This is a genomic window from Achromobacter sp. EB05 (assembly GCF_044232075.1).
Lineage (GTDB): Bacteria > Pseudomonadota > Gammaproteobacteria > Burkholderiales > Burkholderiaceae_B > Achromobacter > Achromobacter dolens.
In genome coordinates, this window is record NZ_CP155917.1 from 1,947,297 (window position 1) to 1,970,890 (window position 23,594).

The 23,594-nt window shown below is 68.3% G+C and carries 19 protein-coding genes; 12 read left to right on the top strand and 7 right to left on the bottom strand.

The genetic code is table 11. The features are described from left to right. Window positions 1-12 precede the first annotated feature (12 nt). Window positions 13-969: a hypothetical protein gene (locus AAID08_RS08935; protein WP_116793145.1), complete on the top strand. Its 957-nt coding sequence runs from the start codon at window positions 13-15 to the stop codon at window positions 967-969. A 68-nt stretch (window positions 970-1,037) separates the two neighbouring features. Here AAID08_RS08935 and AAID08_RS08940 read toward each other — a convergent pair whose 3' ends face one another. From AAID08_RS08940 to AAID08_RS08960, 5 genes are all read right to left on the bottom strand, one after another. Next, on the bottom strand, window positions 1,038-2,657 hold the full coding sequence (locus AAID08_RS08940) for a DHA2 family efflux MFS transporter permease subunit (RefSeq protein WP_054503957.1): 1,620 nt from the start codon (window positions 2,655-2,657) through the stop codon (window positions 1,038-1,040). A gap of 12 nt (window positions 2,658-2,669) precedes the next feature. Then, complete coding sequence (locus tag AAID08_RS08945; protein WP_269875969.1) at window positions 2,670-3,929, bottom strand: HlyD family efflux transporter periplasmic adaptor subunit; 1,260 nt, start codon at window positions 3,927-3,929, stop codon at window positions 2,670-2,672. Between the two features lie 20 nt (window positions 3,930-3,949). Continuing rightward, a complete protein-coding gene (locus AAID08_RS08950; RefSeq protein ID WP_054503955.1) occupies window positions 3,950-5,377 on the bottom strand; it encodes an efflux transporter outer membrane subunit in 1,428 nt (475 codons plus the stop codon). Window positions 5,378-5,481: 104 nt separating this feature from the next. After that, window positions 5,482-5,982, bottom strand: a complete 501-nt coding sequence (locus tag AAID08_RS08955) for a MarR family winged helix-turn-helix transcriptional regulator (RefSeq protein ID WP_054503954.1) — start codon at window positions 5,980-5,982, stop codon at window positions 5,482-5,484. Between the two features lie 31 nt (window positions 5,983-6,013). Further along, complete coding sequence (locus AAID08_RS08960) at window positions 6,014-6,901, bottom strand: DMT family transporter (protein ID WP_064526292.1); 888 nt, start codon at window positions 6,899-6,901, stop codon at window positions 6,014-6,016. Between the two features lie 115 nt (window positions 6,902-7,016). On the opposite strand from AAID08_RS08960, the gene AAID08_RS08965 reads away from it, so the two are divergent. The 10 genes from AAID08_RS08965 to AAID08_RS09010 all read left to right on the top strand — a co-directional run bounded on the left by AAID08_RS08965 (window position 7,017) and on the right by AAID08_RS09010 (window position 16,282). After that, entirely contained in the window at window positions 7,017-7,997 is a 981-nt protein-coding gene (locus tag AAID08_RS08965; RefSeq protein WP_054503952.1) for a DMT family transporter, read from the top strand. A gap of 63 nt (window positions 7,998-8,060) precedes the next feature. Beyond that, a complete protein-coding gene (locus AAID08_RS08970; RefSeq protein WP_054487367.1) occupies window positions 8,061-9,050 on the top strand; it encodes a quinone oxidoreductase in 990 nt (329 codons plus the stop codon). A 154-nt stretch (window positions 9,051-9,204) separates the two neighbouring features. Next, window positions 9,205-10,701: a phenylacetaldehyde dehydrogenase StyD gene (gene styD, locus AAID08_RS08975; RefSeq protein ID WP_395757535.1), complete on the top strand. Its 1,497-nt coding sequence runs from the start codon at window positions 9,205-9,207 to the stop codon at window positions 10,699-10,701. A 67-nt stretch (window positions 10,702-10,768) separates the two neighbouring features. After that, window positions 10,769-11,650 carry a transporter gene (locus AAID08_RS08980; protein ID WP_395757536.1) on the top strand — a complete coding sequence of 294 codons (882 nt, stop codon included), beginning with the start codon at window positions 10,769-10,771 and terminating at the stop codon, window positions 11,648-11,650. A gap of 31 nt (window positions 11,651-11,681) precedes the next feature. Further along, the gene (locus AAID08_RS08985) at window positions 11,682-12,872 is read left to right on the top strand and encodes an amine dehydrogenase large subunit (RefSeq protein WP_395757537.1); all 1,191 of its coding nucleotides are present in this window, start codon (window positions 11,682-11,684) and stop codon (window positions 12,870-12,872) included. Then, entirely contained in the window at window positions 12,869-13,426 is a 558-nt protein-coding gene (locus AAID08_RS08990; protein WP_144655249.1) for a MauE/DoxX family redox-associated membrane protein, read from the top strand. Before AAID08_RS08985 ends, AAID08_RS08990 begins: the two co-directional genes overlap by 4 nt. Window positions 13,427-13,446: 20 nt before the next feature. Next, a complete protein-coding gene (gene mauD / locus AAID08_RS08995; RefSeq protein WP_064526301.1) occupies window positions 13,447-14,085 on the top strand; it encodes a methylamine dehydrogenase accessory protein MauD in 639 nt (212 codons plus the stop codon). Further along, window positions 14,069-14,584: a methylamine dehydrogenase light chain gene (locus AAID08_RS09000; RefSeq protein ID WP_049075261.1), complete on the top strand. Its 516-nt coding sequence runs from the start codon at window positions 14,069-14,071 to the stop codon at window positions 14,582-14,584. The genes mauD and AAID08_RS09000 overlap by 17 nt, the downstream gene beginning before the upstream one ends. After that, complete coding sequence (locus AAID08_RS09005; protein WP_395757538.1) at window positions 14,581-15,171, top strand: c-type cytochrome; 591 nt, start codon at window positions 14,581-14,583, stop codon at window positions 15,169-15,171. Before AAID08_RS09000 ends, AAID08_RS09005 begins: the two co-directional genes overlap by 4 nt. Window positions 15,172-15,310: 139 nt before the next feature. Beyond that, window positions 15,311-16,282, top strand: a complete 972-nt coding sequence (locus AAID08_RS09010) for a helix-turn-helix domain-containing protein (RefSeq protein WP_054503946.1) — start codon at window positions 15,311-15,313, stop codon at window positions 16,280-16,282. A gap of 40 nt (window positions 16,283-16,322) precedes the next feature. Here the strand turns inward: AAID08_RS09010 and AAID08_RS09015 are convergent, their stop codons facing one another. Together AAID08_RS09015 and glnE are read right to left on the bottom strand one after the other, a co-directional pair. After that, window positions 16,323-16,997, bottom strand: a complete 675-nt coding sequence (locus tag AAID08_RS09015) for an epoxyqueuosine reductase QueH (protein ID WP_054503945.1) — start codon at window positions 16,995-16,997, stop codon at window positions 16,323-16,325. 103 nt (window positions 16,998-17,100) lie between these two features. Further along, on the bottom strand, window positions 17,101-19,866 hold the full coding sequence (glnE, locus tag AAID08_RS09020; RefSeq protein ID WP_175144035.1) for a bifunctional [glutamate--ammonia ligase]-adenylyl-L-tyrosine phosphorylase/[glutamate--ammonia-ligase] adenylyltransferase: 2,766 nt from the start codon (window positions 19,864-19,866) through the stop codon (window positions 17,101-17,103). A 100-nt stretch (window positions 19,867-19,966) separates the two neighbouring features. Here glnE and AAID08_RS09025 point away from each other — a divergent pair, with 100 nt between their 5' ends. Next, window positions 19,967-23,587 carry a YhdP family protein gene (locus tag AAID08_RS09025; RefSeq protein ID WP_395757808.1) on the top strand — a complete coding sequence of 1,207 codons (3,621 nt, stop codon included), beginning with the start codon at window positions 19,967-19,969 and terminating at the stop codon, window positions 23,585-23,587. The last annotated feature ends 7 nt before the right edge of the window (window positions 23,588-23,594 follow it).

Here is a 23,594-nt window from a genome sequence, read left to right on the forward strand (position 1 = left end):
GGGGCCCAGACCATGGTCGATTCCATCGCCTCCCGCTCCGCCCCGGTGGGTGGCAGCCGTGCCGACCGTTTCGCCCGCAAGCTGTTCCGGATGTTGCGGTCGCGCACGCAGCGCCACAATCAGCACCTGTGGCCGTTCGTGCGCATCTGGCGCAATCCCGCGGGGGTGATCTGTGGTTTCCGCGCGTTCGGCCGCTCGGTGCCCATCACGCCGTTGGAGCAGGGGTACGACCCCGACGACGACGAGATGCACCTGATCCTGAGCGGGCCGTCGATCGCCGAGATTCCCTATGACCGCCTGGACATCCGGGCAGCCATGGGGGTGAATGGTTCGATCGCGCTGGCGCGCAAGTTCAATCTGCAGTTCAAGTACTACTGCATCATCGACCAGAATTTCGTGAGGGACCGCATCGATCTGGTGCGCGAGATCGTCGCCTGTGACCTGACGCTGTATGTGCTGCCCGACGTGCTGCGCTACATTATGCAGGGGATTGCGCAGGAAGAGATCCGCTGCCGCATCTGCATCATCGAGTTCATTTCCGAGCGCGCCTACCAGCGCAGCGCCGCGCCCGCGGTGCTCAAGCGCATGGTGGCCGCCTCGCCCGACCTGCGGCTGCTGGACGCCAAGCAGGGCCTGGGCTACAGCTTCGACGCGTCGCTCGGCGTGTTCGACGCGGACACGGTGGCTTACGTGGCGCTGCAGGTGATGATTTCGGGGGGCGCGCGCAAGGTCTATCTGCACGGTCTGGACCTGACACTGCAGCACGGCATGCGCTTCTACGACGAAGGCGAGACGCCGCAGGCCAGCCGGTTGGCGCGCAACTTCGCCCGCCTGATCGAGCCCTCGTTCCGCTTCGCCGCGCAGCAGTGGCGTGGGCGCGGCGTGTCGGTGATCAACCTGTCGCCGGTGAGCGCGCTGCCGCCGGAGGTGATCGAACGGCAGGACTGGCACACGCTGCTTAAACATTGAAAAAGGCCCGGCATCCGCCGGGCCTTTTTTTGGGTGCGCGCCCTGTCAGGGACAGGGCTGGGCGGCGATCAGTGGGCGCCCGCCGCGGCTTCGGCCGCGCCGCCGCCACCGCCCGCCTTGGCCGAGCGTGGCCGGGCGAACCAGACCAGGCCAGTCAGCAACAGGAAGATCACCGCCGAGGCGTAGAACACATCCACCGCGGACATCGTGAACGCCTGCGCGTTGATCAGCCGGTCGACCGTGCTCAAGGCCTGCTGGTGCGACATGCCGACCGTGTTCTGCAGCACGTTGAGTGTCTGGTCAAACGCCTGCTGGCCGGGCCGCGCCGCCTCGGTCAATTGCACATGGTGCAGCGTGGCGCGGTTCTCCCACAGCGTAGTCGCGATCGAGGTGCCGAAGGCGCCCGCGGTCAGCCGCAGGAAGTTCGACAGGCCCGAGGCGGCCGGGATGCGCCAAGGCTCGATGCTCGACAGCGTGATCGACGTCAACGGCACGAAGAACGCCGCCATGGCCGCGCCCTGGATGATGGTCGGGATCATCAGCGTGCGCACGTCGGTCTGGGTGTTGAAGCCCGAACGCATGAAGCACACCAGCGCAAAGATCAGGAACGCCACTGTCACGATCTGGCGCGGGTCGCGCGTGGCCAGCATCTTGCCCACCATCGGCGTGAGCAGGATGGCCAGCAGGCCCACCGGCGCGGTCACCAGGCCGGCATAGGTGGCCGTGTAGCCCATGTAGCTCTGCAGCCACAAGGGCAGCAGCACCACGTTGCCGAAGAACACGCCATAGGCCACCGCCAGCGTCAGCGCCCCGACCGTGAAGTTGCGGATCTTGAACAGGCGCAGGTCGACCACCGGATGCGCGTCGGTCAATTCCCAGATCAGGAAGAACACGAATGCCACGAAAGCGATGGCGGCCAGGGCGATGATGGTGGGGCTGGCGAACCAGTCCAGTTCCTTGCCCTTGTCGAGCATGATCTGCAGCGCGCCAACCCACACCACCAGCAGCACCAGGCCGAGCTTGTCGATCGGCAACTTGCGGGTCAGCGATTCGCGGTTGCCGTAGATGCGCCAGCTGATCCATGCCGCCAGCAGGCCCACCGGCACGTTGATGTAGAAGATCCACGGCCAGGTGTAGTTGTCGGAGATCCAGCCGCCCAGCAGCGGTCCCGCCACTGGCGCCACCAGTGTCGTCATCGACCAGACCGCCAGCGCCATGCCCGCCTTGGACTTGGGGAAGCTGGCCAGCATCAACGTTTGCGATAGCGGGATCATCGGCCCGGCCACGGCGCCTTGCAGCACGCGGAATGCGATCAGCGCTTCGAGCGAGGGCGAGAAGCCGCACAGCCACGACGCCAGCACGAACAGCAGGGTGGATATCAGGAACAGCCGGACCTGGCCGAAGCGCTGCGTCAGCCAGCCGGTCAGCGGCACCGTGATGGCGTTGGCCACGGCGAACGACGTGATGACCCAGGTGCCCTGGCTGGAACTGACGCCAAGATCGCCGGAAATGGTGGGAATGGACACGTTCGCGATCGAGGTGTCCAGCACGTTCATGAACACCGCCGTGGACAGGGCGATCGACCCGATGATGCGGGTGGCGCCTTCCAGTGGCGGGTAGGTCCCGGGCGGAAGTACGGTGGGCTCGGCGGGGGCGCCGCCGGCCGCGGGCTGAGCGGTGGTGCTCATGGGAAGATCCCCTTACTTGGCGCCGCGCGCCAAGCCCTCTTTGGCCACGGGCGATTGCGCCGCCTGCGGCGTGAATTCGTCGGAGGCGAGGTTGGCCTGGATGATCTTGCCGATCAGGGCGTCGACCTCGTCATGGGCCGGTTCGAACGCGCGCGTCGACCAGGCCGGTTCCTTGCGGGTGGCGGCGGTCAGCGCTGCGCCGTCCTGCTTGCCGACGTCGACTTCCACGTCCATCGACAGGCCCACGCGCAGCGGATGCGTCTTCAGATCCTCGGGATCGAGCGCGATGCGCACGGGCACGCGCTGCACCACCTTGATCCAGTTGCCGGTGGCGTTCTGTGCAGGCAGCAGGGCGAAGGCGCTGCCGGTGCCTGCGTCCAGTCCGGCGACGGTGCCGTGGTAGGTGATCGAACTGCCGTACAGGTCGGCCGTCATCTTGACCGGCTGGCCGATGCGCATTTTGCGCAACTGGCCTTCCTTGAAGTTGGCTTCGACCCAGACCTGGTCCAGCGGCACCACCGTCATGAGCGCGGCGCCCGGGGCCACGCGCTGGCCCACCTGGACGGTGCGGCGGGCGATCACGCCGCCCACGGGGGCGGGCAGGACCGTGCGCGATTGGGCCAGCCATGCGTTGCGCAGGCCGGCAACGGCCTGGCGCACGTCAGGGTGCTCGGCCACCGTGGTGCCTTGCGTCAGCGCCTGGTTGGTCGCCAGCTTGGCGCGCGAGGCGGCCAGCGCGGCGCGGGCCTGCGCCAGCCCGGATTGCGCGGTCTTCAGCGCGGCTTCGGCGTGCAGGATTTCCTCGCCGCTGACGCCGCCGGACTTGGCCAGTTGCTGGCGGCGGGTGACGTCGCTCTGGGCGCGGGTCAGTTCGGCCTGGGCGCGTTGGATGTCGGCCTGGCGCAGGTCGACGTCAGCCGCCAGCGCATCGTTCTGGACATAGTAGGTGCGGACCTGGCGCACGGTCTGAGCCAGCTTGGCCTCGGCCTGTTGCAAGGCGACCTGTGTGTCGGCCGGGTCGATGCGCACGAGCGGCTGGCCGGCGGTGACGGTTTCGGTGTCGTCGGCCTCGATGGCCACCACGGTGCCGGGCACCTGTGGCGTGATCTGCACCAGGTTGCCGTGCACGTAGGCGTCGTCGGTGCTTTCGAAGTGGGCGCCGAACAGCGCCCACCAGATGCCGTAGGCGATCGCGATGAGGATGAAAACGCCGGTCGCGATCAGCAGCAGGCGTTTGCGGGCGGGATTGGTCGTGGAAGTGGCTGCGTTCATGACGTCTGAATCCGGAGCGTTCAATGAGTGGAGTTCGTGGCGGGCGCGGGCTGCTGCGCGGGGGCGGGGACGTAGCCGCCGCCCAGCGCGTTGGCCAGGTTGGCGTCGAGCTGATAGGCGCGGATGCGCAGGTCGGTGTCGAGCCGTGCCTGGGTCAGTACGCCGGTCTGCGCGACCAGGACGGTCAGGTAGTTGCCCATGCCGGCCTTGTAGCGGTTGACGGCCAGTTCATAAGCGGCCTCGATGGCTTCGCGCGCCTGGCGCTGCTGCGCTCGTTCCTGCTCCAGCAGGCGCAGGCCGTCGAGCGCGTCGGCGACCTGGTGCACGGCGTCGAGCACGGTCTGGTTGTAGTCGGAGACGGCGAGGTCGGCATCGGCGCGGCGGCCGGCCAGGTTGGCGTTCAATTCGCCGCCGTGGAAGATCGGCAGGGTGATGGCGGGGCCGATGCCGGCGGTGCGGGCGGCGGCGCCGAGCAGGTTGCCGGTGCCGATGGCCTGGAAGCCGGCGAAGGCCACGAGGTTGACATTGGGGTAGAACTCGGCGCGGGCGCTGTCGATCTGGTGCCGGGCGGCCTCGGCGCGCCAGCGCGCGGCGACCACGTCGGGACGGTGGCCCAGCAGGTCCAGCGGTACGCTCGCTGGCACGCCGCCGGCGGGCGCGGTCAGCGCCGCTTCCACCAGCGACTGGCCGCGCTGCGGGCCGGCGCCTGCCAGTGCCGCGACCTGATTGCGCAGTTGCGCCAGCGTGGTCTCGGTCTGGGTCAGCTCGACCTGGCCGGCGGCCAGCGACGATTCGGCCTGCTTCACCTCGACTTGGGTGTCCAGGCCGGCGGAATAGCGGCCGCGGGTCAGCGACAGCACTTCCTCGCGCTGGGCCAGCACGCGCTTGATGACGTCGCGCTGGGCGAAGGCGTCCTGCAGGTTGAGATAGGCGCGCACGGTGGCGCTGGCCAGCACGTTGCGCGCTGCCTGCGCGTCGGCCGCGGCGGCGGCCTGCTGCGAGACCGCGGCCTTCAGGCGCGAGCGGTTCTTGCCCCAGAAATCGAGCTCGTAGCTGAAGTCCAGCGCCAGGCGGTTGTCGCTGACGACCGATCCGCCCAGCGGCGCCGGGTAAATGTAGTCGCTCGACAGGTGCTCGCGGTTCAGCGTGTAGTTGGCGTCCACGCGCGGCATCAGGGGAGCGCGGGCCGTGCTGACGGCGGCATTGGCCTTGGCCAGGCGCGCCTGGGCGGCAGTCATGGACGGGCTGTTGGCCAGCGCTTCGTCCATCAGCGCGTTGAGCTGGCTGTCGCCGTAGCGATGCCACCATTGCGTGTCAGGCCAGGCGACGTCCTGGGCGGTCAGGCCCAGCTTGGTTTCATTCAGGGCGGCCACCGGCTCGGGGCCGGGTTCCATCAGGGCACAACCGCTCAAGGCCAGCGCTAATGCGGTAGAAAGAAGGCGTTTCATCCTGACAATCTGCTGAAAGTAATTGATTAATCTGTATTTGCCTAGGCAAATATTACGTCAAATAAAACCCCTTTTGCAGGGGCGGGCGACTCAAGCGGGCGTCGTCAGCGCTCGGGCGCGGAGGCGGAGCCGTTGGCGATCATGCGGCGCAGCAGGTGCATCAACTGCGTCACTTCGTCGGTGGAGAAACCACGCAGGTGGTGGTTCAGCACGCGGGCGATATTGGGCGGGATCGCCCGCGCCTTGGTTTCGCCCAGTTCCGTCAATTCGATCTTCACGACGCGCCGGTCGAGCTGGTTGCGGGCCCGTCGCAGCAGGCCTTTGGCCTCGAGCCGGTCGAGCGTGCGGGTCATGGCGCCGGTGTCGACGCCGTTGAGCCGGGCCAGTTCGGCGGGCGTATCGGCCCGGCCCAGGGCAACCATGGCGATCGGCCGCCACTGCATCGCGGTGAGGTCGAGCGGCGCCATTTCCTGGTCCAGCATGCGGTTCAGGGAGTTGGCCACCAGTTTGATCAGGTAGCCGGCGTTTTCTTCCATCATGCAGCGGGTATCACCGCGATAGTGAACCGGATTTTCGGAGGATTCAGGGCGTGACGAGGCATTCATGCAGCGGATTTTACTGCCCAGGCAGTAATTGTCAAGGCTGCTTTCGAGGGGCGCTTTCGGGGGCGGCCGGGGCCTTGCGCAGCCCGGACCAGACGATGGCGGCCACGATCAGGGCGGCGCCGGCCATCATGCGCACCGTCGGCTGCTGGCTGAACAGCGCCCAGGCGAAGGCGATGGCGTAGACCGGTTCCAGCGCGATCACCAGGCCGGCGCTGCGGGCGTTCAGGCGAGTCAGGCTGGAGACGAACAGGAAGTGTGACAGGCCGGTGCAGAACACGCCCAGCAGCGCCAGCCAGAACCAGTCCATGGCGGGCAGGGCGGGCAACTGGCCGACGGCGAACGGCAGCATCACCAGCGCCACCACCAGGTTTTGCCAGCAGGCGACCTGCATCGGATCCATGCCCGAGGCCGAGCGCCGATTGCTCAGGGCCAGCAGGGCGAAGGTCAGACCCGACAGCAGGCCCCAGGCCAGGCCGATGGTGCCCTGGTCGGCCAGGTCGAACGACGGCGTGACCAGCACCAGGCCGGCAGTGACCAGGCCCAGCAGCAGCCATTCGGCCAACCGCACGCGTTCCCGGAAGATCAATCCCTCGAACAGCGTGATGAAGGCCGGGAAACTCGCGAAGCCTAGCGTGGCGATGGCGATGCCACCGACCTTGACCGAAATGAAGAAGGTGACCCAGTGGGCCGCCAGCAGGGCGCCCGCGATCACCAGCACGAACAATTGGGCTGGCGTCAGGGCGCCCAGCAGCGGGCGCCGGCGCATGCGGGCGAACAGGCCGAGCGAGATCACCGCGAAGACTGCCCGCCCCAGTGTGATGACTGCCGCGCTGGCCTGGATCAGCTCGCCGAAGACGCCGGTCAGGCCGAACAGGATGGCGGCGATATGGATGTAAGTCAGGGCGCGGTGTCGGGTCATTCGCAGGGAGAGGGCAGGGAACGGAAGGGGCGGAGCCGGTTCATGGCCGGCCGCGGCAGGCTGAAAATGCGCGCCAGGCGTGCAAATCCCGCGGCGCTGAATCTAAAATCATCGCATGAATCGCATTGCCAAGCTTTTGCCGGCCTCTCGTCCCTCCAGCCGCGCGGCCGGATTTTTCATGGCCGCGCTTGGCGCCATCCTGTTCTCCGCCAAGGCCATCGTCGTCAAGTTCACCTACCGCTACGGGATCGACGCGGTCACCCTGATCGCCTTCCGCATGCTGTTCGCCATGCCGTTCTTCGCGGCCGTGGCGTGGCACCAGTCGCGCCTGGCGGCTCGCGGCGAGATCGTGGTCATGACCTGGAAGGAACGCATCCAGGTCTGCCTGCTGGGCCTGTTGGGATACTACCTGTCCAGCTTCCTGGATTTCCTCGGCCTGCGCTACATCACCGCCAGCCTTGAGCGGCTGATCCTGTTCCTGTCGCCATCGCTGGTGGTGCTGATCTCGGCCTTCTGGTTCAAACGGCCGGTCGAGCGCCGGCAGTGGCTGGCGATGACGCTGTCGTATGCCGGCGTGGTGCTGGTTTTCGCGCATGATCTGAGCTTTGGCGGTTCCGCCGAGGTGCTGTTAGGGTCTTTATTCGTCTTCGGTTCGGCGCTCAGCTATTCTGTGTACCTGATTTGCTCCGGAGAACTGATCAAGCGTGTCGGGCCGACCCGGCTGGTGGCGTATGCCATGCTGGTGTCGTGCGTGGCCTGCATCGTGCAGTTCTTCGTGATCCATCCGGCCTCCGTGCTGGTGCAGCCGATGGGCGTGTACGGCTACTCGATCATCCATGCCACCCTGAACACGGTGGTGCCGGTCTTCATGCTGATGTGGGCGGTGGCGCTGATCGGCGCGCCGACCGCGTCGCTGCTGGGGATGCTGGGACCGGTGTCGGTGCTGTTCCTGGCGTCGTGGTTCCTGCACGAGCCCGTGACGGTCTGGCAGATGGCCGGCACCGCGCTGGTCCTGGCCGGGGTATTCGTATTGATGGGGGGCGGGGCCGCCAAGCCGCCGCCCGCCGCGCCGGGCGGCAGCGCGTCCGCGCGCTGACGTCCGAATTGCGTATTTGATTTTCAAGCTTGCGTCGCAACATTTCAATGAAAGGAGGCCAGCATGGCCAGCAATCTCGTCAAGGCAATTCGTATCGAGCAGCATGGCGGTCCCGAGGTCCTGAAACTGGTCGAAGTCGAGGTGCCGCCGCCGGCCGCCAATGAGGTCACCATCGACCAGCACGCGGCCGGGCTGAACTTCATCGATATCTATTTCCGCACGGGCTTGTATCCCCATCCGCTGCCGCATGGCCTGGGCTTCGAGGGCGCGGGCGTGGTCACCGCCGTGGGCGCCGACGTCAAGCACCTGAAGAAGGGCGATCGCGTGGCCTACGGCCAGAGCCCGATCGGCGCCTACGCCAAGGCCCGCAACGTGCCGGCCAACCAGGTCGTGAAGGTGCCCAAGGGCATCGGCTTCGACGAAGCCGCCGCGCTCATGCTCAAGGGCCTGACGGTGCAGTACCTGTTCCGCCAGACCTATCGCCTGCAAGGCGGCGAAACCATCCTGTTCCACGCCGCCGCCGGCGGCGTGGGCCTGATCGCCTGCCAGTGGGCGCGCGCGCTCGGCGTAAAGCTGATCGGCACGGTCTCCAGCCCCGAGAAGGCCGAGCTGGCCCGCGCCAACGGCGCCTGGGAAACCATCGACTATTCGCGCGAGAACGTGGCCGAGCGCGTGCTCGAACTGACCGGCGGCAAGAAGGTGCCGGTGGTTTATGACGGCGTCGGCAAGGACACCTGGGAAACCTCGCTGGACAGCCTGGAGCCGCGCGGCCTGATGGTCAGCTTCGGCAACGCCTCCGGTCCGGTGGCGGGCGTGAACCTGGGCATCCTGAACCAGAAGGGCAGCCTGTACGTGACGCGGCCGTCGCTGGGCGTGCACGTCAATACGCTGGAAAAGCTGCAGGCCGCCTCGGAAGAGCTGTTCGACCTGGTGCTGAAGAAGAAGATCAAGGTTCGCATCGACCAGCGCTACAGCCTGGAACAGGCCGGCGAAGCGCAGACCGCGCTGGCCTCGCGCAAGACCACCGGCGCCACGGTGCTGATGCTGGACTGATCCGGCGCGCCCCTGGCGCCACGGACAAGGCGGGACGCATGGCGCGTCCCGTTTTTTTCGTGCGCAGCGGGACAAATCTCCATGCACGGGCGGACAAGCCAGCGCGGTGGGCCGTTGCTATCCTGGCTTCACCCTATCCGTTGGAGCCTCACGCATGTCGTCCGCCCATCCCTCCGCCTCCGGCCGCCCGGAACTGGCCGCCATCCGGGAATACATGATCGTTGACGGCAAGCCGCTGCGCCAGGGGCAGGGCGACCCCATTGCCGTGCACGACCCGGCCACCGACGAGGTCATCGCCACCCAGCTCGACGCCGGTCCGGCGCAGATCGACCTGGCGGTGCAGGCCGCGCGCCGGGCGTTTGCCAGCGGGCCATGGCGCGACATGCTGCCGGCCGGGCGTGAGCGCCTGCTGCTGAACCTGGCGGACCTGGTGGAACGCCACGGCGAGGAACTGGCGCGGCTCGAGACCCTGAACAACGGCAAGCTGCTGGGCGTGGCCCAGGGGCTGGAGGTCGGCTCCGGCGCGCAATGGCTGCGCTACATGGCGGGCTGGGCCACCAAGTTGACCGGTGACACGCTGGCGCTGTCGATCCCGTTCCCGCCCGGCGTGAAGTACAGCGCCTACACGCTGCCGCAACCGGTTGGCGTGGTGGCGGCGATCATCCCGTGGAATTTCCCCCTGCTGATGGCAATCTGGAAGATCGCGCCGGCGCTGGCCGCCGGCTGCACGGTGGTGCTCAAGCCCGCCGAGGAAACCCCGCTGACCGCCTTGCGCCTGGCCGAACTGGTGCTGGAGGCGGGCTTTCCGCCGGGCGTGGTCAACGTGGTGACCGGTCGTGGCGAGACCGCCGGCGCGGCGCTGGTGGCACATCCGGGCGTGGACAAGATCGCCTTTACCGGCTCCACCGAGGTCGGCAAGCTCATCGGCCGCGCCGCCATGGACGACATGAAGCGCGTGTCGCTGGAACTGGGCGGCAAGTCGCCCGTGATCGTGCTGGATGACTGCGACCCCGACGTGGCCGCGCAGGGCGCGGCCGCCGCCATCTTCTTCAACCAGGGGCAGGTCTGCACCGCCGGTTCGCGGCTGTACGTGCAGAAGGGCCTGTACGCCAAGGTGGTGCAGCGGCTGGCCGACCTGGCCGCCGGCATGAAGCTGGGTTCCGGTTTTGCCCCGGATACGCAGGTGGGGCCGCTGGTGTCGGCGCGCCACCAGCAGCGCGTGATGGACTACATCGGCATCGGCCGGGCCGAGGGCGGCAAGGTGCTGGCGGGCGGCGCCGCGGGCGAGGGCGCCGGCTATTTCGTGCGGCCGACGGTGTTCGCCGACGTGGCGCCCGGCGCCCGCATTGTCCGCGAGGAGATCTTCGGCCCCGTGGTGGTGGCGCAGCCGTTCGATACGCTCGACGACGCCGTGCGGCTGGCCAACGACAGCGCCTTCGGCCTGGGCGCCAGCCTCTGGAGCAACGACCTGACGCGGGTCCAGCGCCTGATCCCGCGCATCGACGCGGGCACGCTCTGGATCAACACCCACAACATGCTGGACCCGAACATGCCGTTCGGGGGCTTCAAGCAGTCCGGCATCGGCCGTGAGCACGGCCGCGCCGTACTGGACATGTACCTGGAGAAGAAGTCCGTTTGTATCGCTTACTAGACTGACGGCCGCGCGAGACAAGCCGGGAGATACCGGCGCGCGCGGCCGCGCAACCAAGGGGAAGTGCATGGCAGGCAAGACCAATTGCCGGGCTGGGGCGCGCACAGCATTGCTGCTGGCGGGCCTGGCCCTGGCGCAGGCGACATGGGCCGGAGACCCGAGCGCGCGCGACTGGATACCCGCGCCGGTGGGCACCAACATCATCGCCGGCTATCTGGCCGGACTGCGCTCGTCGGGGCTGTACTCGGCGGGCAAGCGCATCGACGGCGCCTCGGTGGACGTGGACGCGCTGATCTACCGCCAGATGCATTACCGGGAGCTGTTCGGCAAGACCGTGCAGCTTGAGTTCATCGTGCCGATGTCGCGCACCACGATGGAACTGCCGGGCGCCCCGCGCGACCGCCAGACCGGCGTCGGCGATGTGACGCTGGGGTCGGCCATCTGGCTCTACAACAATGAGCAGACCAAGACCTGGTTTGCCTGGGAGCCGTTCGTGGTGGTGCCGGTGGGCCGCTACGACGGTTCGCGCCCGGACACGTCGCCGGGCAAGAACCGCTGGTCCACCATCCAGGACTTCTCCTTCGTCAAGGGCGTTGGCGAATCCACCTTCCTGGAGGCCATCGGCGAAGTGGAGATCTACGGCCGCAACAGCGACTGGATGAGCCAGACCCTCAAGAAAGACCCGTCCTTTCGCTTCTTCGCGCTGGCCTCCACCAATATCACGGACAACACCTACACCGGCATCCGCTACCGCTACGAGACCGGCGGCCGCGAGCGCGCCGCCGGCGAAACGGTGACCAGCCGCGCCCGCAACCACCAACTGGCGCTGGAGCTGACGCACCAGATCAACGACGCCAACCAGATCCAGATGCAGTACATCCACGACCTCAAGGTCGAGAACGGCCCGCGCATGCGGGGCGTGCAGATGCGCTACGTCTACGCCTTCTAGGAGCAACGGACATGACAGCAGGAGAGATCCAATGATTGCGCTTTGTGCCAACAGCGGTGCCGCGCGGGCGGGCAAATGGGCGCTGTGCGCGGCCCTGGCCGCGGCCGCCGGGCTTGCCCGCGCCGACCTGCCGGTCGAGGAGCTCAAGGGCGGCACCCGCCTGCCGCCCGCCACGCCGCACCGGCTGTACGTGATGGACGCGGTGTTCAATCACCTGGTCGACAGCCGCGTCAACATCTACGACGGCGACACCCTGAAATTCCTGGGGCTGGTGCCCTCGTCGTTCAACGGCCACATGACGGTGTCGGCGGACGGCAAGGACATCTACATCATGACCACCTATTACGAGCGCCTGAACCGCGGCAAGCGCACCGACGTGGTCGAGGCCTGGGACGCCGAGACGCTGACGCCCAAGTACGAGGTGCCGATACCCGAGAAACGCGCGCAGGCGCTGAACTACCGCAACTACCTGCAGCAGAGTTCCGACGGCGGCCTGTTGTTCGTGCAGAACGCCACGCCGGCCTCGTCGGTCACGGTGGTCGACCTGAAGACGCGCAAGTTCGCCGACGAAGTGACCGCGGCCGCCGGCTGCTGGAGCATCATCGTGCCGCCGTCGCGGCCGCGCAGCTTCGCCAGCATCTGCGGCGACGGCTCGTTCGTCACGGTCGACCTGGACGCCGCCGGCAAGCCGTCGGGCCAGCAGCGCAGCAAGCCCATGTTCGAGGTCGAGAAGGATCCGATCTTCACGCATACCGATCGCCTGGGCGACACCTTCTACTTCGTCTCATACAACGGCAACGTCTACAGCGCCGATTTCAGCGGCGAACAGGCCCGCTTCGGCGAGCGCTGGTCGCTGCTGGACGCTTCGGGCAAGGATCGCGGCTGGCGTCCCGGCGGCTACAACCTGCTGGCGGTGAATCGCGCCAGCAAGCGGCTGTACGTGGGCATGCATCCGAATGGCGCCGAGGGAACGCACAAGACGCCGGCGGCCGAGATCTGGGTCTACGACCTGGCCACGCACAAGCGGCTGGCGCGCATTCCCGGCAAGAACGCGTTGTCGATGTCCGTGTCGCAGGACGACAAGCCGCGCCTGTTCACCATCGACGGCGGCAATGTCAACATCTATGACGCGGCGCCAGCGGCGCCGGTGCTCAAGGGCACGATCCAGGGCGCCGGCGAGACGGCGCTGCAGGTCGAGCCGCAGCCGGGAGGCGCGCAATGACCGATCCCGTGCTGCTCTATGCCGCCAGCGCGGCGCTGGCCTGCGTGCTGCTGCTCGGCGCGCTGGAAAAACTCAAGGATATGGCGGCGTTCAGCGCTGCCGTGCATGCCTACGACATTTTGCCGACCGGGTTGGCCAGCCTTTTCTCGTGGGGCTATGTGCTGGCCGAGGCGCTGGCCGGCGCCTTGCTGCTGGCGCCGGGCCTGCGTGCGGCGGGGGCCGCGCTGGCATTGCTGGTGCTGGCCCTGGCGACGGCTGGCGTGGCCCTGAACCTGGCGCGCGGCCGCCGCGATATCGATTGCGGCTGCGGCGGTCCCGCCTTCCGGGGCGCGGCGGCGCGCGGCGCCGGGCTGTCCTGGTGGATGGTGCTGCGCAATGCCCTGCTGGCGTCGTGGACGCTGCCGGTGTTCGCCGCCGCGCAGGGCGCGTCACGCAGCCTCCAATGGACCGACGCCGCCTCGGTCTTCGGCCTGGCGATGAGCGCCGTGGCCCTGTATTTCACCGCCAACCACCTGCTGGCTTCGCACCTGAAACTGCGGCACCTGCACATCTAGGAACAACGGAGCGACACGATATGGAAGCCTTGATCATTTCCAATTTTCTGCTGTGGGGCGTGGTGCTCTGCCTGCTGCTGGTCATCCTGGCGCTGTCGCGCCAGATCGGCGTGCTGTATGAACGCGTGGCGCCGATGGGGGCGCTGACCATGGACAAGGGGCCGGCGGTGGGCGAAGCCGCACCGCGCTTCGAACTGGCCGACCTGCTGGGCCGGCGCCTGACTATCGGCGAGCGCGGCCAGCACAGCCAACTGCTGTTCTTCCTGTCGCCGACCTGCCCGGTGTGCAAGAAGCTCTTGCCGATCCTCAAGTCGGTGGCCGGCACGGAAAGCGCGTGGTTGCGCATCGTCCTGGCCAGCGACGGCGAGATGCCGGAGCATCTGGCGTTCTACCGCCAGGCCGGGCTGGAGCGCTTTCCCTACCTGCTGTCGACCGAGCTGGGCATGAAGTTCCAGATCAGCAAGCTGCCGTACGCGGTGTTGATCGACGAGTCCGGCGTGATCCGCGCCAAGGGCCTGATCAATTCGCGCGAACAGTTGGAAAGCCTGTTCACGGCCAAGGAGCTGGGCGTGGCCTCGGTGCAGGAATTCCTGGCCGGCGGCGCGCTGGAAGAGACCCGCATTTCACGCAAGGAGAACGGCAATGCGCTGGTTGGATAAGCTTGGAGAGCGCGCCACGCGCTCCGTCGCCCACGCCACGTCGCGTCGCAGCGTGCTCAACCGCATCGGTCGCGTGCTGGTCGGCACCGCCTTCCTGGTGCCGGTGCTGCCGGTGGCCCGATCCGCGCCGGCGGCGGCCAAGAAGCCGCAGACCGACGAGACCGCCTGCGACTACTGGCGCTATTGCGCGGTGGATGGCTTCCTGTGCTCGTGCTGCGGCGGCAGCATGACCTCTTGCCCGCCGGGCACCTCGCCGTCGGCGGTGTCGTGGGTCGGCACCTGCCACAACCCGCTGGATGGCAAGGACTACCTCATCAGTTACAACGACTGCTGCGGCAAGACGGCCTGCGGCAAGTGCATGTGCGCCTCGGCCGAACGCGAGCGGCCGGGCTACCAGATGTTCCTGCACAACGACGTCAACTGGTGCATGTCCAACGAGTCGTCGATCTTCCACTGCACCACCTCCGTGATCGTGGGGTTGGCCAAGAAGAAGCCATGATGGACGCGGCGGGACGGGGCGGCGGGCGAGGGCGGTGGCGCGCGGCCGCTGCCGGGCTGGCCTGCGCGGCGATCGGGGCGGCGGCCGTGGGGGCGGCGGCGCTCGCCGACGAAGCGGTGCCTGCGGCCGCGCAGGCCGCCGCGGGGCCGCTGGCAGCGGCGAATGGCGTGCCCGGCGCCGACACGCTGAGGCAGGCCGCGCGCGCGGACTACGTGCTGCAATGCGCCGGCTGCCACCGGGTCGACGGCCGCGGCAGCACGCCGCACGGCATTCCCGATTTTCGCAATTCGGTGGGCGCCTTCACGCACCTGCCGGCCGGACGCGAATACCTGGTCCGGGTCCCGGGCGCGGCCTACTCGCAGTTGAGCAATGCCGAGTTGGCCAATGTGTTGAACTGGCTTTTGCTCACGTTCAGTCCAGCGCAATTGCCGGCCGATTTCACGCCCTATACGGAGAGCGAGGTGGCGGCGGCGCGGCCGCGCCGCTACGACGACGTGGTGCCGGTGCGCCATGGCCTGGCGCGCGAGCTGGCGGCGCTGGGCCTGGCGTTGTCCGACTATTCATATGGCAGCGCCCGCAAGCCCTGAGGCCGCGCGGCGCCCGGAGCCTGTGTGGGGATCCTGGCAGGGTGAGCTGGCCCTAGGGGTTGTCACGGATACTCCCGGCCGGGGGCTCGGTGATAGAAAGAAGACCGCCTTTTGTTCCATGCCGCGCGCCGGAGTCGCCATGTCCCACCCTCTCTTACGCAGCGCGCCCCAGCAGTTCCTGGATTGCGCAAGCTGGAAGGAAAACATCAGCAACACCTTTGTGCCGCTGGAGGTGTCGGCCGCCGATCCAAAGCGTTTTCGCAGCAGCGTGGCGGTGGATTCGCTGGGCTGGATGCAGGTCTGCGAAATGCGCACCGGCGCGCAGCGCGTGCGCCGCACGCGCTTGCTCGCGGAGCGTGCCGAGGCGTCCGGCTACAAGGTCACGCTGCAGCTCGATGGCCGCAGCGAGATCCGGCAGGCGGCGCGCACCGCCTTGCTGATGCCGGGCGAGTGGGGCATCTACGACACCACCCGTCCGTACGAAGTCGACGTCGACGACGACGCCCATTTCCTGGTGATGCAGGTGCCGGGCAAGCAATCCGAGGCCTGGCTGCCGGCCATGCGCAACGCGGTGGCGCGCAGCTTCAGCGCCCGCCACGGTTGCGGCCGCATGGCCATGGACCTCTTGCGGGTGGCGCTGAGCGAGCACGCCCATCTGTCGGACAGCGCGGCGCGCGATGCGGCCAACGCCGTCATGCAGATGATGGGGCTGGATATCAGCGAGCGGGCCGGCGGCGCGGGCGCGCTGGACCAACGCGAAATGCGCCAGGCGCAATTGCGCCGCGTGCAGCAGTACCTGATCGAAAACCTGCATGACCCGGACCTGTCCCCGGCGACTGCGGCCGAGGCCCTGCGCGTGTCGCGCCGCTATCTATACAACCTGTTCGCGCAGGCCGCTACGACGCCGGCCGATTTCATCCTCAGCGCGCGCCTGGAGCGTTGCCGCGACATGCTGGCCGACGCCGCGCAGACCGGGCGCCAGATCGGCGAGATCGCGTTTCGTCATGGGTTTTCGGATGCGGCGCGTTTCAGCCACGCGTTCCGCAACCGCTATGGGGTATCGCCGTCGGAATACCGGCGCCAGGGGCGCCTGCCGGGCGAATCGGCCTGATGCGGGAGCTACCGCCCGCGGGCGGGACGACCCGGCATGATCAGAGGTTTTCCTCGTTGATGAGGTCTTCCTTGCCGTAGAACTTCACGCCGATGTGGATGCGCTCGCGCCCCTGCGCACGGCGGTGGCGATTGGTGTCGCGCAGCGAATAGACGCAGCCGCAGTATTCCTGCTGGTAGAAGTTCTCGCGCTTGCTGATCTCGATCATGCGCGACGAGCCGCCGCCCTTGCGCCAGTTGTAGGTCCAGTAGATCAGGTCGTCGTAGCGCGCGGCCGCGCGTTCGCCGCAGCCGTTGATCTGGTTCATGTCCTTCCAGCGCGAGATGCCGAGCGAGCTGGTGATGGTGTCAAAGCCATGCTCGTGGGCGTACAGCGCGGTGCGCTCGAAGCGCATGTCGAAGCAGGCGGTGCAGCGCTCGCCGCGCTCGGGGGCGTTTTCCATGCCCTTGACGCGCTCGAACCAGTTGTCCATGTCGTAGTCGGCGTCGATGAACTCGATGCCGTGCTGCTCGGCGAAGCGGATATTCTCCTGCTTGCGGATCTCGTACTCCTTGACCGGATGGATGTTCGGGTTGTAGAAGTAGATCGAGTAGTCGATGCCGGAAGCCGTCATGGCTTCCATGACCTCGCCGGAACAGGGCGCGCAGCACGAGTGCATCAGCACCTTGCGGCGGCCGGCGGGCAGGTCGAGTTTGGGGCGCACGAATTCGGACATGATTGAAAGCAGGCGGTAAGGCGGAAAAGTCCTTATTTTACGCTGAGTTGCCGCCTTGGCCTTGGGGCGGCGGCCCGCGCCGCCAGCAAGCCCTTGCCGCGGCTTACCCCAGCACCGCGTCCCATAGCTCGCGCACCGCGGCGCGTTCGGCCTGCAACTGGTCGGGCGCCACGCGGGCTTTCTCCACGCCCTGCATGCGCAACTGGTGCTGCACGCGCCGCAGCGTGCGGTAGGCGTCGCCGGCCCGGGCGGCCAGCGCCGGATCGATCAGCCCGGCCTCGCCGGCCAGGCGCAGCAGGGTGATGTTGCCCAGGTTGCGCACCAGCAGGGGATGGGTGCCCGCGTGGCACAGCACCAGGTACTGGGTCACGAATTCGACGTCGACCATGCCGCCGGCGTCGTGCTTCAGGTCGAACCTGTCGGTGCTGTTGGGATGCCCGGCGTTGATCTTCTCACGCATTGCCAGCACTTCCTGGCGCAGCTTGGCCGTGTCGCGCGGCATCACCAGTATGGCCTCGCGGATCTGCTCGAAGCGCTGGCCGACCCCGGCGTCGCCGGACGCGTAACGGGCACGCGTCAGGGCCTGGTGTTCCCAGGCCCAGGCGTGCTTCTGCTGGTACTGCTCGAAGGCCTCGACTGACACCGCCAGCAGGCCGGCGTCGCCGTCCGGGCGCAGGCGCAGGTCGACCTCGTACAGGCGGCCCGACGAGGTCATCGTGGACAGCCACGAGGTCATGCGGCGGCCCAGCTTGGCGTAGACCTCGGCGGCATCCTCGCGCGGATCGTCATACAGGAACACCAGGTCCAGGTCCGAGGCGTAGCCCAGTTCCTTGCCGCCCAGCTTGCCGTAGGCGATGACGGCGAAGCGCGGCGTGGCGCCGGCGACCTTGTTCACCAGCGGCCAGGTGCGGCGGATGGTTTCCGTCAGCAGCAGGTCGGCCAGCGCCGACAGTTGGTCGGCGAGCTTTTCAACGGTCAGCTCGCCTTCCAGGTCCTGCGCCAGCAACTGGAAGCTGGCCTGGCGCTGCACGTCGCGCATCAGGTTCATCTGGCGCTCGATGTCCGGGTCGCCATCGGGCAGGCGGCAGGCGTCGAGGTCGGCGGACAACTGGCGCGCGATCTGGGCGAAGTCGAGCGGCTCGAACAGCGTGCGCCAGTCGATCAGGCTGTCCAGCAGCAGCGGGTGCTGCGTCAGGTACTGGGCCGCCCAGGGGCTGGCCGCGACCATGCGCGCGACCCGCGCCAGGGTGTCCGGATATTCGGCCAGCAGGGCCAGGTAGGCGCTGCGCTGGGCGATCTTCTCGATCAGGTCGAACAGGCGCACCGCGGCGTCCAGCGGCGCGCTGGTCTGGCGCGCGGCGCGCAGCGCGGCCGGCAGCAGCGTTTCCAGGCGGCGCCGGCTGCTCTCGGGCAGGCTGCGCACGCGGTGGCTGCCCAGCAGCGTTTCGGCGCGTCGCAACAGGTCGTCGGCCTGCTCGCCGAAGGCCTGGCGGATCTGCTCGGCCAGGGCGCATTCCTCGTCGGGTTCGTCGGCGGGCGTGTCGGCGCCGGCATCGGCGGTGTCCTCCTTGTCCATGCCCACCATGCGGAACACGTTACGGAAGGTACGCGAGACGAATTGGCGGTGCGCGGCCAGCGTGCTTTCGAAATCCTGCGGGCTCAGCCCCAGCGCGGCGGCCAGCGCGGCGCGCTGGCCAGGGTCGCCCGGCAGCAGGTGGGTCTGCTCATCCTCGCGGTATTGCAGCGCGTGTTCGGTGCGGCGCAGGAAGCGGTAGGCCTCCTCCAGGCGGCGCGCGTCGTCCTCGGGCACCAGCCCGGCGACCTGTTCGGCGTGCAGCGCCGCCAGCAGCCCGCGCTGCTGCAGCGCCGGCATGCGGCCGCCGCGGATCAATTGCGCCAGTTGCACCACGAACTCGATTTCGCGGATGCCGCCGTCGCCCAGCTTGATGTTGTTGGCGCTGTCAATGCCGTTGCGGGCCGAGGCGCGGCGCTGCCAGTCCTGGCGGATGCGCTCGCGCAGCGCGCGCAGCGCGGCCAGCGCGTCGAAATCGAAATACTTGCGGTAGACGAACGGCACGCGCAGGCTTTCCAGTTGGCGGGCCTGGGCCGCGCTGTCGCTGCCCTCGAAGGCCTGGGCCGGCATCAGGCGGGCCTTGAGCCAGGCGTAGCGCTCCCATTCACGGCCCTGGCCGATCAGGTAGTGTTCCAACGCGTCCAGGCTCCAGGCCAGCGGGCCGGCGTCGCCGTCCGGGCGCAGGCGCAGGTCGGTGCGGAAGACCTGGCCGTGGGCGTCGACTTCGGACAGCACCGGCATCATGCGCCGCGTCAGGCGGCCATAGAACTCGTGGTGGCTGATGCGGCGCGGGCCGTCGGTGTCGCCCTCCTCGCCGTACAGCATGATCAGGTCGATATCGGACGAGACATTCAATTCACCGCCGCCCAGTTTGCCCATGCCGACGATCAGCATTTCCTGCGGCAGGCCGGTGGCCGGATCGCGCGGCACGCCGTGCACCGCTGCCAGGTCGGCGGCCACGCTGCGGTAGGCGGCGGCCACCGCCGCGTCGGCCAGCGCCGTCATCGCGCCCACCACTTCTTCCAGGGGCGCCTGGCCGGACAGGTCGCGCACGATCAGGGTGCTGAAGACGCGTTCGCGCAATTTGCGCAGCACCTGGCGGCACAGATCCACCGGCAGGACGTCGGGCGCGCCGGGGCCGGCCAGCTCCGCCTGCCATTGCGCCAGCCGCTCGGCTGTGACCGGCTGTTGCACCGCTTCGGCCAGCCAGGCGGCCAGATCCGGATGGGCGTCGAGACGGCGGCGCAGATGGCCGGACCAGGCGAGGGCGGGGGCAAACAGGGCGGGCGTGGACATGGCGATCGGACGGAGACGAATGGACGCGTTTCAGGTATAAGTGGGGACGATACCGCAAGACTATTCTCCTGCCCACCGATCCGTGTCTGTTTCAAAAAAAGTGCTCTGCTGCCTGTTCTGGGCGGCGCTGACCGTGTACGGCGTCGTGGCCATCGGGCTCCTGGGCGTGCGCTATTGGGTCTTGCCGCGCGTGGACCAGTGGCGTCCCCAGATCGAAGCCTACGCCAGCCAGGCGTTGGGCGCCCGCGTCACGATCGGCGCCATCCAGGCGGACTGGCAGGGGCTCAATCCGCGCCTGGATCTTTCCTCGGTCCAGGTCTACGACGACCAGGCCGCGCCGGTGCTGACGCTGCCTTCGGTGTCGGCGGTGCTGGCCTGGCGCAGCCTGCTGACGCTGTCACCGAAGTTGGTGCGGCTACGCCTGGAACAACCCGAACTGACCCTGCGCCGCGATGCCGACAACCGCCTGTGGGTGGCGGGGCAGGGCATCGACCTGAATGCCAGCGATCACCGCTCGGACCTGGATCATCCGGCGCTGCGCTGGCTGACCGCGCAGCGCGAACTGCTGGTGCGTGGCGCCCGCATCCGCTGGCAGGACGAACTGCGCCGGGCGCCTGAACTGGTCCTGAGCAATGTCGATTTCCTGGTGCGCAACGGCAGCCTGTCGCACCGTTTCGTGCTGCGCGCCGATGCCGATCCGGCGCTGGCGCGCAGGGTGGACCTGCGCGGCGAGTTCAACCGCAGCCTGTTCAGCGCCAGCGCCGCCAGTCCGGCCAACTGGAGCGGGCAGGTCTACGCTGCCCTGGATGACGCCGAGCCGATGGCCTGGGCGCCCTGGATATCGCCGCCGGCCATCAAGGGGCGCGTCAGCGCCCGCGCCTGGCTGCAGTTGGATCATGGCGCCTTCACCAAGCTGACCACCGACGTCGCGGCGCGTGGCGTCGATTGGGCGCCGGCGCCGGATGGCCCGGCGGCGCGGGCCGGCTACGCGCAGTTCCGCATCGAAGGCACGCCGGGCGATTTCGTTCAGAGCGAGCAGGTGCCGCTGGCGCGCAGCGCGGGGGCGGCGGACCTGTCGGTCAGCGGCCGCGTCGAGCAATTGCGCGTGGCCTTGCCCGGCATCTTCGAACAGCCCGAGCTGGGCGCCAGCGAGATCGCGCTGGATGCCCACGTCAAAGGCGCCGACGCGCGCGACTGGTTTGTCGAGGTGGGCCAGCTGCGGGTCGTCAACGACGATCTCGACGTCCGCTTGCGGGGCCAGTGGCGCAAGGAAGGCAAGAGCGCCGCGGGCAGCGTCGACATGCGCGGCACGCTGGTGCGTGGCGCCATGAATGCGATCCACCGCTACCTGCCGCTGGAGGTCAATGCGGACGCGCGCGAATGGCTCGCGACCGGCTTGCCGGCCGGCCAGATGGAGTCGGCCGCCATCACCCTCAAGGGCGACCTGGACGAATTCCCCTTCGGCGCTCCAGGTTCCACCGGAGAGTTTGTCATCGCCGGCGCCTACACCGGCGCCAAGGTCGATTACGCGCCGGCCCGGCCGCATCGCAAGGGCTGGCCGATGCTGGAGAACCTGTCGGGCAACTTCCGAGTCGACAAGGTCGGGCTGGTGCTCGACAGTCCGGGCGGCGCGGTGGCCCATACCGGGCCGGGCCAGACGGTGACGCTGGGGGCGGTTACCGCCAGCATTCCCGACATGGAGCACAACGCCGAGTTGACGGTCAGCGGCGACACCAGCGGGACGGTGCCGGCCTACCTGGCGCTGTCGGACAGCTCGCCGCTGGGCCAGTTGCTGGACGGCGCGCTCGACGAGGCGCGCGGCACGGGCAACTGGCGCATGCCGCTCAAGCTGAAAGTGCCGTTGATGAACACCGACGACACCCAGGTCGAAGGCAAGATCCAATTCGCCGACAACACCTTCACTTTCATGCCGGAAATGCCGCTGCTCAGCCAGATGCACGGCGACCTGGAGTTTTCGGAAAAGGGCGTGCGCACCAAGGAAATCCGCGCGCAGTTCCTGGGCGGCCCGGTCAAGATCTCGGGCAGCTTGGCGCAGCCGACGGATGCCCTGCGCTTCGAGGGCGTGCTGGCCGGGTCCGGACTGACGCAGATCAGCAATACGCCGTCGATGGGGCGCTTTTCGGGCAAGACCGCCTACAAGGGCAAGGTCGGCTACCAGCGCGGCGGTTCGGTGGAGCTGTCGATGGAGTCCGACCTGACCGGACTGGCCATCGACATGCCGGCGCCCGTCGGCAAGACGGCGCCGCTGGCGCGGCCGCTCAAATTGCAATGGGGCGCGGCGCAGGACCGCGGCGCCAAGGGCCGGCGCTGGCTGACCGCCAGCCTGGGCGACAACATCAACGCGCTGTTCGAGCGCGATCCGGCCGATGCCGCGCCGTCGTACTTCGCGCGCGGCGCGCTCGGCATCGACCGTCCGGCCAGCCTGCCCGAGCGCGGCCTGAGCCTGAGCGCCAGCCTGCCGGAACTGGACATGGATGCCTGGGAGAAGGTGTCCGACGGTTTCGACCCGCCACCCGTCAAGGGACGCGCGGCGCCGCGGCCGCTGCTGCCCGTGGCCGAGCGCATCAGCCTGGCCACCGGCGTGCTGCGCGCCAGCGGCTATACGCTCAACGACCTGAGCCTGTACGCCACCCGGCCGGCCCCGGCCCAATGGCGCGTGGATATCCAGTCGCGCCAGGCGGCGGGCTCGCTGTCGTGGCGCGAAGCCTCCGGCGCCATCGCCGGCCAGATCACCGCGCGCTTCAAGCACCTGGCGCTGGGCGGCGCGGACGACGCCAACGAGGCCGACAAGGCGCTGTCCTCGGGCAACGACCTGTCGGACATTCCGGCGATCGACCTGCAGGCCAAGGAATTCCGCCTGTATGGCAAGAACCTGGGGGAGCTGCAGGTGCTGGGCACCAACCTCGAACGCGGCCGCCAGTGGCGCCTGGACAAGCTGTCGATCACCAATGACGCCGCCACCTTGAACGCCACCGGCGCCTGGCGCCTCGAAGGGCCGGACCGCGGCCTGACGGTGGATGCCACTGCCAAGTTCGAGAACGTAGGCAGCTTCATGGACCGCATCGGCTTCGAGCGCGTGGTGTCGGGCGGCACCGGCGCCGTCAAGGCCAATGTGACGTGGCGCAACTTGCCCTGGACCCACGATATCGCCGACGTCATCGGCGATGCCGAGATCTCCCTGGACAAGGGCCGCTTCATGCACGTCAATTCGCGCACGGCGCGCCTGCTGGAGCTGCTGTCGCTGCAATCGCTGCAGCGCCTGGCGCGGCTCGACGTCAACCCGACCAACCTGCTGCGCGACGGTTTCCCGTTCGACACCGTGCGCGGACAGCTCAAGCTGGCGGACGGCGCGCTCAAGACCGAGGGCTACAAGATCAACGGCCCGGTCGCCGCCATCGTGCTGGCGGGCGACGTCAATATCGTGCAGGAGCGCTGGAACCTGAAGGCGGTGGTGATTCCCAACCTGGACGCCAGCGGCGCGGCGATGGTGACGGCGCTGGCGGTCAACCCGCTGATCGGCCTGGGCGCCTTCGTGACGCAATGGTTGCTCAAGCAGCCGCTGGCCCGCGCCATGACCATGGAATACGCCGTGACCGGCAGTTGGGACGATCCCAAGATCGACCCGATCGACGACTCGGGCAAGCCGGCGCCCAAGCAGACACCCAAGCCGCGCAGCCTGGAAGAGTTCATCGAGCACTGATCCGGCG

Coding starts and splice junctions, on each gene's coding strand:
- AAID08_RS08935 (WP_116793145.1), top strand. CDS start 13: ATGGTCGATTCCATCGCCTCCCGCTCCGCCCCGGTGGGTGGCAGCCGT.
- AAID08_RS08940 (WP_054503957.1), bottom strand. CDS start 2,657: ATGAGCACCACCGCTCAGCCCGCGGCCGGCGGCGCCCCCGCCGAGCCC.
- AAID08_RS08945 (WP_269875969.1), bottom strand. CDS start 3,929: ATGAACGCAGCCACTTCCACGACCAATCCCGCCCGCAAACGCCTGCTG.
- AAID08_RS08950 (WP_054503955.1), bottom strand. CDS start 5,377: ATGAAACGCCTTCTTTCTACCGCATTAGCGCTGGCCTTGAGCGGTTGT.
- AAID08_RS08955 (WP_054503954.1), bottom strand. CDS start 5,982: ATGAATGCCTCGTCACGCCCTGAATCCTCCGAAAATCCGGTTCACTAT.
- AAID08_RS08960 (WP_064526292.1), bottom strand. CDS start 6,901: ATGACCCGACACCGCGCCCTGACTTACATCCATATCGCCGCCATCCTG.
- AAID08_RS08965 (WP_054503952.1), top strand. CDS start 7,017: ATGAATCGCATTGCCAAGCTTTTGCCGGCCTCTCGTCCCTCCAGCCGC.
- AAID08_RS08970 (WP_054487367.1), top strand. CDS start 8,061: ATGGCCAGCAATCTCGTCAAGGCAATTCGTATCGAGCAGCATGGCGGT.
- styD (WP_395757535.1), top strand. CDS start 9,205: ATGTCGTCCGCCCATCCCTCCGCCTCCGGCCGCCCGGAACTGGCCGCC.
- AAID08_RS08980 (WP_395757536.1), top strand. CDS start 10,769: ATGGCAGGCAAGACCAATTGCCGGGCTGGGGCGCGCACAGCATTGCTG.
- AAID08_RS08985 (WP_395757537.1), top strand. CDS start 11,682: ATGATTGCGCTTTGTGCCAACAGCGGTGCCGCGCGGGCGGGCAAATGG.
- AAID08_RS08990 (WP_144655249.1), top strand. CDS start 12,869: ATGACCGATCCCGTGCTGCTCTATGCCGCCAGCGCGGCGCTGGCCTGC.
- mauD (WP_064526301.1), top strand. CDS start 13,447: ATGGAAGCCTTGATCATTTCCAATTTTCTGCTGTGGGGCGTGGTGCTC.
- AAID08_RS09000 (WP_049075261.1), top strand. CDS start 14,069: ATGCGCTGGTTGGATAAGCTTGGAGAGCGCGCCACGCGCTCCGTCGCC.
- AAID08_RS09005 (WP_395757538.1), top strand. CDS start 14,581: ATGATGGACGCGGCGGGACGGGGCGGCGGGCGAGGGCGGTGGCGCGCG.
- AAID08_RS09010 (WP_054503946.1), top strand. CDS start 15,311: ATGTCCCACCCTCTCTTACGCAGCGCGCCCCAGCAGTTCCTGGATTGC.
- AAID08_RS09015 (WP_054503945.1), bottom strand. CDS start 16,997: ATGTCCGAATTCGTGCGCCCCAAACTCGACCTGCCCGCCGGCCGCCGC.
- glnE (WP_175144035.1), bottom strand. CDS start 19,866: ATGTCCACGCCCGCCCTGTTTGCCCCCGCCCTCGCCTGGTCCGGCCAT.